Genomic DNA, 8,721 nt, shown 5'->3' on the forward strand with positions numbered 1-8,721 from the left:
CACCGGGTCGCCATGCCGCAACTGGCAATCCCAGTGCGCGGCTTCCCAGCGGGTCTTGCGGTGGGGCATGTGAGTCCTTCTGCGGGAGGTTGGTTTCCCGTAGAAAGCGGAGGCAGGTCGTGCTGGCCAGTATCGGGAAAGCGCAGATGGTTACATGAGGCCTGCACGAAGTCTGTTGAAATGCTTCGAGAAATGTCGCGTTTTCTAAAGAGGTCGTTGACGTGGAAACCCTTGTTACGCGGCGCTCACCCGCCCCGATCATGGGTGAGCAGCCTGCTGCTGCGGCCTGCGATCAGGGCGAAGAAAAAGCGAAGAATTCCGGCGCCAGGCACGAGTACAGGCGTCGATATTGTTCCAGCCTGCGCATGAGTTGTGATTGCCGTGCCTGGTCCGGTGCATAGCGTTCCAGCACCTCGGGCGCCACGCACACATCACGCACATCCTCGCTGGTATGCGCCAGGCGCCCCAAACGCGCCGCCCCCAGCGCCGCGCCCACTTCCGCCCCGGCATGGTGTCGAAGGGGAATCCCCAAGGCCGTCGCACACAATTGCCCCCAGAACGCGCTGCGCGAGCCGCCTCCCACGAAGGCCGCACTGTGCAGCACGGTGCCAGCCGCCTGCAAGGCCGCATAGCCATCGGCCATGGCAAAGGCCACGCCTTCCATCACCGCATAGGCCAGGTGCGCCGCCTCATGCGCGGATGTCATGCCAAACAGCACACCCTTGGCCGCGGCATCGTTATGCGGCGTGCGCTCACCGTTCAGGTAGGGCAGGAACAGGGGCGCTTGCGCCTGCTGCGCTGGGGGCAGGCGTTCGGCAGCGCTCACCAGCTCAGGCACTTCGCGCCCCAGCACGCCGGCGAGCCAGTGCAGGCTGGCCGCGGCCGACAGGATCACGCTCATCTGGTGCCATTGGCCCGGCAGGCAGTGGCAGAAGGCGTGTACGCCCTGCTGGGGATTGGGCGCGTGCTGTGCGGTGGCGGCGAACAAGACGCCTGAACTGCCCAGCGAGAGGAAGGCGTCGCCGGCTTGGATCACGCCGATACCCACCGCGCTGGCGGCATTGTCGCCGGCGCCCCCGGCCACCACCACCGGCGCGCTGATGCCCCATTCGCGGCGCAAGTCCTCGCGCAGGTGGCCGGCCACGGCGCTGCCTTCGACCAGGCGCGGCATGTGGCTGCGGCTCAGGCCCGTGGCGTGCAGCATCCGCTCGGACCAGTCGCGCCGGGCCACATCCAGCCACAGCGTGCCGGCCGCATCCGACATCTCGGAGACGAATTCGCCGGTCAGCTTCCAGCCCAGGTAATCCTTGGGCAGCAAGACCTTGTCGATGGCGCGGTAGACCGCCGGTTCATACTTCGACAGCCACAGCAGCTTGGGGGCGGTAAAGCCCGGCATGGCGCGGTTGCCGGTGATGTCGGCGGCATCCGGGACCAGCGCTTCCAGCTCCACGCACTCGGCGTGCGCGCGCATGTCGTTCCACAGGATGGCCGGGCGCAGTACGTTGCCGTTGCGGTCCAGCAGGGTGGCGCCATGCATCTGCCCCGAGATACCGATGCCGCGCAGCGCCTGGAAGGCGTGCGGGGCCGTGGCGCGCAGCGTGGCGATGGCGTCCAGGGTGGCGTTCCACCAGGCCTGCGGGGCTTGTTCGGACCATAGCGGATGCGGATGGTCCACCCGCAGCCGCGCACTGCTGGTGGCGATGATGTTGGAGTCAGGGTCGGTCAGGACCAGCTTGACTTCGGAGGTGCCAAGGTCGATGCCCAGATAGCTCAATTGGTTTCCTTTGCTTGCGTGGAGGTTCAGGCCACTGCCCGGGCTTCGTCATTGAGCCGGTGCAGCGCGCGAAAGCGCGAGGGCGGCATACCCTTGTAGGCCAGGAACTGGCGGTTGAAATTGGAGAGATTGTTAAAGCCCACCCGGTAGCACACCTCGGTCACGCTCAATTCGGTACACATGAGCAGCTCGCAGGCTTCGTTGAGGCGCAGGCCGTTCTGGTACTGGATGAAGGTACTGCCGGTATGGCGCTTGAAAAAGCGTGTGAAGCTGCTCACGCTCATGCCGGCCAGTTCGGCCACGTCGGTTTCGCGCAGGTTGCCGCCCAGGTTCTGGGCGATGTAGGACAAGACCTGGTTGATGGTGGAGGACATGTGGCGCTGGGCATGGACTTCGTAACCGGGGCCGGCCAGTGGCCGGCGCTGCGGGCAGGAGGCCAGTTGTTCCAGTACCGCCATCATCCACACCACGCGCTTGGCGCCGCTGGCCTGCGCCAGGTCTTGCATGAGCGGGGTGATGGCCACGCCCAGCGCATCGGGAAACTGCAGGCCGCGCGCGGCGCCATCGAGCAAGTCCTGCAGTGGCGCGAGTTCGGGAATGGCACCCAGCACGCGCTCGGCGAAGGTGCGCGAGAACTGCAGCACCAAGTCGCGCGAAGGTACCTGATCGCCCGCGCCCAGGTTGCTGACCCAGTTGTGCGGCAGGTTGGGGCCGGTCAGCACCAGGTTGCCGGGGGCGAAGTCGCCGATGAAGTCACCCACGAAGAACTTGCCGCTGGAGGCGGTGATGACGTGGACTTCGTATTCGGGATGGAAATGCCATTTGGCCACCGTGTGCGGGTAGTCATGCACCCAGGCCCTGAACGATTCGTCCTGGCGGGTATGGACCAGCTCCAGATCCGGGCTCATGCTTTGTCTCCTTGCGGTGCGGGTCGTCGTCCGGCCACGACGGCGCCAGGGCGCCAGCGGGCAGCGACAGGTTTTCTCCGCTCTTTACATCGAACACGTGCAGATCTTGTTCATCGAAGGCCAGCCGCAGCGCTGCGCCCGTCTGCGGCAGGCGCTGCGCCGGCAGCAGCGCGGTCAGCGTCTCGTCGCCGTGGCGACAGGTCAGCAGGGCATCGGCACCCAGGATCTCGACCAGTTCCACGCTGACATCAGAGGTCAGACTTCTGTTGTCGTCCTGCTCTCTTGCCAAGCGGACGTAATCGGGACGCACCGCCAACTTTACCGCCAATCCATCGGGCAGGCGTGAAAACCTTTCATCGTGCAATACCCAGCATTGCGACTGTTGCGACCGTTGCGAGGTGCAGCGCACCGCCACTTGCTGGCCGTGTCGTTCTACCACGCCGGAGAGGAAGTTCATGGCCGGCGTGCCGATGAAGCCGGCGGCAAACAGGGTGCGCGGATAACGGTAGAGCTCGGCCGGGCTGCCGGCCTGCACGATGTGGCCGCCCTGCATCAGGATCACGCGGTCGGCCAGCGTCATGGCTTCCAGCTGGTCGTGGGTGACGTAGACGGTGGTGGTGCGCAGGCGCTGGTGCAGGCGTTTGATATCGCCGCGCAACTGGGCGCGCAGCTTGGCGTCCAGGTTGGAGAGCGGTTCATCGAACAAGAACACCGAGGGCGTCTTGATGATGGCCCGGGCAATCGCGGCGCGCTGCTGCTGGCCCCCGGACATGGCGCGCGGCTTGCGTTCCAGCAGCGTCTCCAGGTTCAGCATGGCCGCCACCTCGCGCACCCGCCGGTCGATCTCGGCGGCCGGGCGTTTCAGGCGGCGCAGGCCGAAGGCGATGTTGTCATAGACATTCATGTGCGGATACAGCGCATAGTTCTGGAACACCATGGCCACGTTGCGCTCCCGTGCCGGCAGGTCGTTGACCACCTTGCCACCGATACAGAGCGTGCCGCCGCTGATCTCTTCGAGCCCGGCGATCATGCGCAGCATGGTCGATTTGCCGCAGCCGGAAGGGCCGAGCAAGACCACGAATTGGCCGTCATCGATCTTCAGGTCCAGCGGATGCAGCACCGGCGGGCCACCGGCGTAATGCTTGGACAAGCCCTGGCAGAGGATATCGGCCATGTTCAGCCTGCCATTTCGATCTGGATCTTCACATCCTGCGGCTGGCCGCTGGCGGCTTCTTCGAAAGCGCGGATGCTTTGCGAGAAGGGGAAGCTGCGCGAGATGAAGGGCTTCACATCGATCATGCCCGAGCTGATCAGGGCCAGTGCTCGCGGGAAGATGTTGGCGTAGCGAAATACCGATTCCAGTCGCACTTCACGGGTTTGCATGGCCACCACGTCCAGCGCCACCGGTGCGGCCGGCATCCCGACCAGCACCGCGCAGCCGCCAGGGCAGATCATCTCCAGCAGGTGGTGGTAGACGCCGGCATGACCGGAGGCCTCGAACACCACATCGGCGCCCCAGCCTTCGGTGCGCTGATGCACCACCTCCACCAGCGACTGCTGGCTGACATCGACACATCAAGATTCCCGAAGACACCAAGGAATTCGCCATCAACGCCTCCAACCAGCGTCACTGGTTCCCGCCGGTCAAGCGTTATGTCGATGAAATGCTGGCGGGCGTGACCGGCCCGCTCGGCAAGGATTTCAACATGCGCTGGATCGCTTCCATGGTGGCCGACGTGCATCGCATCCTCAACCGCGGCGGTATCTTCATGTACCCGGCCGACGCCCGCGAACCGGGCAAACCGGGCAAGCTGCGCCTGATGTACGAAGCCAATCCGATGGCCTTCATCGTCGAGCAGGCTGGTGGCGCCGCCACCGATGGCCAGCAGCGCATCCTCGACATCCAGCCCGAGAAGCTGCACCAGCGCGTGGCCGTGTTCCTGGGGTCGAAGAACGAAGTGGATCGCGTCACTGCCTATCACCAGCAATAAGCCTGCACGAGCACGCTGCCGCCCGCCTGATGCGGGCGGTTTTTTTTGTGTGCTTGAGCCAGCCGCTTATTGTTTTTCGGCCTGCGCCAGGCGCACCTGGTTGCGCCCGCCATGCTTGGCCTGGTAGAGCGCGATATCGGCCTGCCCCAGCAAGTCTTCCAGCGTGCGCGCGCCGGGCTCCAGCAATTCCAGCGCACCGACCCCGGCACTGATGGTCAGCACGCCGGCCGGATTGCCCCGATGCGGCAGATCCAGCGCCTGGATGCCGGCGCGGATCTTCTCGGCCACCAGCATGGCGCCGGCGGCATCGGTGTCGGGCAGCAGCATGAGCATTTCCTCGCCGCCGTAGCGTGCCGCCAGGTCACCCGGGCGGCGCTGGCGTTGCTTGAGCACGGCGGCGATGCGGCGCAGGCATTCGTCACCGGCTTGGTGGCCATAGAGATCGTTGTACTGCTTGAAGAAATCGACGTCGATCATGATCAGCGAGAGCGCCCCATTGCTGCGCAGGGCGCGCCGTAATTCCGCCGCCAGCACCGTATCCAGATGACGCCGATTGGCCAGGCCCGTCAGGCCATCCTGGTGGGCCAGCAGTTCCAGTCGCTGGTTGGCCTGGTGCAGTTCGCCCATCACTTGCAAGGCACGGTCCTCGGCGGCCAGGCGCAGATCGATCAGGCCGATCAGGCGCCAGCCGAAGATGGCGATGATCAGCAGCAACAGCAGCACCGCCGCACCATACACCACGGTCTGCTGACGCCAGATCGCCAGCGCTTCCTGGCGCGCGATGCTCACTGTCACCATCAGCGGAAAATCCTGCACCGCCTGGTAGGTCAGGTAACGGTAGCTGGCGTCCAGCGGCGAGACGATTTCCGCATGACCGCTGGATGGGCCCCGCAGCAGTTCGCGCAGGGTCGGGTCCTGGCTCAGGTCGCGGTTGATGTAGTCGGGCTCGAAAGGCTGGCGTGTGAGAATGAGGCCGGGGCGCAGGATGAGCAGGATGGAACTGTCGCGCCCGATTTCCATCGACTGGTACAAGGCATTGAAGTGCTCCAGCCGCAAGGTCGCCAGCAGCACTCCGGCAAAGTGCCCATCGGCATGGTTCAGGCGCAGCGACATCGGGATTACCCATTGTCCGGTGCTCCGGCTGATGAGCGTAGCGCCGATGTGCGGTTCGCCATCTTCGTGATCGCGGTGGTAGCGGAAATAGTCACGGTCGGCATTGTTGGCATCGCGGCGCGATGGTGGCGAGGAACTGGCAATGCGCTTGCTGCTGGCATCAAACACATAGAGCCCATCGAGTTGCGGCATTTCACTGGCCAGGCGCTGCAGCAGCGGCCCCATGGCAGGGGTCTGCGGGCTGTCCACCCCGCTTTCGTAGATACGGTCGCTGATGTTGACCAGCACGCCATGGGTGGCCTGGAACACATCATAGGCCTGGCGCGCCAGGGTGCGAGCGATGTTGCCGGAATAGATGCGGGTATTGTTCACCTGCGCCATGCGTGCATTCACGCTTTGCCAGACGTGGCCGGCAGCAATGGCCATACAGATCAGGATGACAAACAGACGGGCACGCCGCGCCACCGAGTGGCGCGCAACCGGTCCCGCCTTTGCCAGCATTGCCCGCATGTGATGTATCTCCCCCTTCCGGCCGGCCTGCTCCCCACCCAGGGTAGCCGTTTGAGGCAGTATAAGGAGCCGGTGCGGCGCCGTTGACGGCAATCAGCCTGCGAAAAAGCCCTCAATTCATGGGCTGGACCGCTGGCCGGCGCATCAGTTTGACGCTGTGCAAGGCCGTCAGCAGCACCGATAGCCAGATCGGCACATAGGTGCCCAGCTGCGCCAGATGCAGGGTTTCGCCCAGCACCGCCATGGCCACCAGTACCAGCAGCACCGGTTCGACGTAGCCGAGGATGCCGAACAGCCCCATGGGCAGCAGCTTGCCGGCGCGCAGGTAGCTGGTCAGGGCGATCATGCTCAGTACCCCCAGCCCCGGCAGCAGCAGCCACATGGTAGGGGTATGCAGGATGGTGACGGTGCGCTCGCTGGCAGCCAAGGCCAGCAGCGAGGGCAGCGCCAGCACCATCAACTCCACCGCGAAGATCAGCAGCGAATCGATATGAATGCGCCGACGCAGGATGAAGTAGGGCGGATAGCCCAGCGCCACTGCCAGGGTCGGCCAGGAAAAGGCGCGCGTCATCCACAGTTCATGCGCCACCCCCACGCAGGCACACAGCACGGCCAGGCGTTGCAACAGGTCCATCTTTTCGCCGTAGTGGAAACGTCCGACCAACACCATCGACAAGGGCAGCAGGAAATAACCCAGCGACACTTCCAGCGCACGGCCATTGACCGAGCCCCACAGGAACAGCCATTGCTGCAGGGCCAGCAAGGCGCTCATCAGCAGCAGCAAGGCGATGCGGGCCGGACTGCCCAGCAGTTCGGCCATGGCCGAACGCAGCCGCGGCAGGTCGCCGCGCCAGGCCAGCAGGCCCAGTACGCATAGCAGGGTGATGACGATGCGCCAGGCAAAGATCTCAGTACCATCGAGCGGTGCCAGCAGGCGGGTATAACCGGAAAGGAAGGCAAACAGGGAAGAGGCCAGCACGGACAAGCCGATGCCGCGGCCGATATCTTGAGGGTTCATCATGGGACCAGGTGCGCCCGGCGGCAAGGAAGAGACGCCGGCAAAGACGCGATTCTACGGCAAGCCGACGCAGCAGGGGCTGGGCGCGCAAAAAGCCCCGGCACCGGGCCGGGGCTTCAGGTCGGGAAATCAGAGTTCAGAACTCAGAGGTCATAGCTGACTTATGCACCCGGCGAAGTACCCAGCGGACCATCCTTCAGTTCACGGGCATAGTTGTTAGGGCGGCCATTGGGCATTTCATAGCTCTTGTGATCGACGTATTGACCGTTCTGCCCGCTCTCCTGCAGGGCGGCCGGTGAGGCTGTCTGCTCGCCTTGGTAGTTGTAGTACTGCGACGGCGAGGCAGCCGGGGAGGTCGAATCATATTGCTGCTGCGGGTTGCCCTGCAGGGAGCTGCCACCCTGGTCGTAGGACTGGGCATAGGCACCGCCGGCAAAAGTGGCGGCGGCCAGTACGGCGGCGGTGAGGAAGGTCTTGGTCATGGCTGTTCTCCTTTATCCGGGTTGAGGGGGCATGGCTGAAAACCTGGATTCATCATAGAAAGCTGCGCACGTGGCTACAGTCGGAAAGCCCTGCATGTTCTTGTCGGCGTTTTCGCGCGTGTCCGACAGCCGGATTCGGTCCTTGAGAGAAACAGCGGCGGCGAATGGACTCTTGCAGAAAACGAGATCAATCCATCTCATCCTTGCACATCCTTTATCAATCAAGGTGTCCAGGACAGTCAGCGCGCGAGCTATTCGTCGTGTGGTCGAGCATGTCCGTGTCAGCGTCAAAGCTGACATGCGGGAAGCGATTCGTTACCAAACGTAGCATTGCCTCATGCTGAGTCATGCGAGTTTGTGTGAGGATATTTGCCGACCGGGGCGAGCCTGTAGGATGGCCCGACCAATGAGCAGGGCGCATGGGCCGCGTCTTTGTCAGCCTTTGATCTGCAACAAGTCCTGGCTGATTGGTTGTCGTAAAAAGACCAAGCCTCTCAGGCGACGCGAAATGGACTTTGGTCTGGCCCGTAAGCAGGCTATGCTGAATTGAACATAAAGCCAATGACGCCCCATCGCCGGGCGCCGTGATGAGCAAGCAAGGGGGACCTCATGCAGAAGCTTTTGCCCGCTATCATGCTGGTCGCAATGACCATGCCGCTGTCGGTTGCGGCCGCCGACTGCGCCAAGGTGATCATCTCGGCCGACTCCGATTACGCGCCCCTGCACTGGTATGACGGCAAGCGTCTCACCGGGGCCAGTATCGAGATCGCCACCCGTGCATTGACGGCGCTGAAGATCCCCTATGAGGTGCGCTATGTCGGCCCCTTCCATCGCGTGCTCAAGGAAGCCGAGAGTGGTGCAGTCTCCATGGTGGCATCGCTGAAGAACACCCCGGAGCGCCAGCAATACCTGGCCTTTCACGCGG

The 8,721-nt window shown here is 63.9% G+C and carries 7 protein-coding genes and 2 pseudogenes; 2 read left to right on the top strand and 7 right to left on the bottom strand.

The features are described from left to right. Positions 1–292: 292 nt before the first annotated feature. The 4 genes and pseudogenes from xylB to I5W_RS20685 form a co-directional block, all read right to left on the bottom strand. Positions 293–1,774, bottom strand: coding sequence for a xylulokinase (xylB, locus tag I5W_RS20670; protein WP_044530637.1), 1,482 nt, complete (start codon positions 1,772–1,774; stop codon positions 293–295). A 26-nt stretch (positions 1,775–1,800) separates the two neighbouring features. Continuing rightward, a complete protein-coding gene (locus I5W_RS20675; RefSeq protein ID WP_044530638.1) occupies positions 1,801–2,682 on the bottom strand; it encodes an AraC family transcriptional regulator in 882 nt (293 codons plus the stop codon). After that, positions 2,618–3,856 (bottom strand): ABC transporter ATP-binding protein, encoded by a 1,239-nt coding sequence (locus I5W_RS20680; protein ID WP_044530639.1) that lies wholly within the window; start codon positions 3,854–3,856, stop codon positions 2,618–2,620. Before I5W_RS20680 ends, I5W_RS20675 begins: the two co-directional genes overlap by 65 nt. A 2-nt stretch (positions 3,857–3,858) precedes the next feature. Continuing rightward, positions 3,859–4,254, bottom strand: a pseudogene (locus I5W_RS20685) (zinc-binding dehydrogenase); the annotation flags it as partial. Here I5W_RS20685 and I5W_RS20690 point away from each other — a divergent pair. Further along, a pseudogene (locus tag I5W_RS20690) lies at positions 4,248–4,673 on the top strand (class 1 fructose-bisphosphatase); the annotation flags it as partial. The pseudogenes I5W_RS20685 and I5W_RS20690 sit on opposite strands and share 7 nt — an antisense overlap. Positions 4,674–4,739: 66 nt before the next feature. Here I5W_RS20690 and I5W_RS20695 read toward each other — a convergent pair. From I5W_RS20695 to I5W_RS20705, 3 genes are all read right to left on the bottom strand, one after another. Then, a complete protein-coding gene (locus I5W_RS20695; RefSeq protein WP_044530640.1) occupies positions 4,740–6,296 on the bottom strand; it encodes a sensor domain-containing diguanylate cyclase in 1,557 nt (518 codons plus the stop codon). A 112-nt stretch (positions 6,297–6,408) separates the two neighbouring features. Further along, positions 6,409–7,314 carry an EamA family transporter RarD gene (rarD, locus tag I5W_RS20700; protein WP_171940931.1) on the bottom strand — a complete coding sequence of 302 codons (906 nt, stop codon included), beginning with the start codon at positions 7,312–7,314 and terminating at the stop codon, positions 6,409–6,411. A gap of 161 nt (positions 7,315–7,475) precedes the next feature. Continuing rightward, complete coding sequence (locus I5W_RS20705; RefSeq protein ID WP_044530642.1) at positions 7,476–7,796, bottom strand: hypothetical protein; 321 nt, start codon at positions 7,794–7,796, stop codon at positions 7,476–7,478. Positions 7,797–8,405: 609 nt separating this feature from the next. Between I5W_RS20705 and I5W_RS20710 the strand changes: the two genes are divergently transcribed. Then, positions 8,406–8,721: transporter substrate-binding domain-containing protein (locus I5W_RS20710; protein WP_044530643.1), on the top strand; the 316-nt coding region annotated here is incomplete at its 3' end.

The organism is Herbaspirillum sp. B65 (genome assembly GCF_000333555.1).
In the GTDB taxonomy this organism is placed as follows: Bacteria; Pseudomonadota; Gammaproteobacteria; order Burkholderiales; family Burkholderiaceae_D; genus Herbaspirillum; species Herbaspirillum rubrisubalbicans.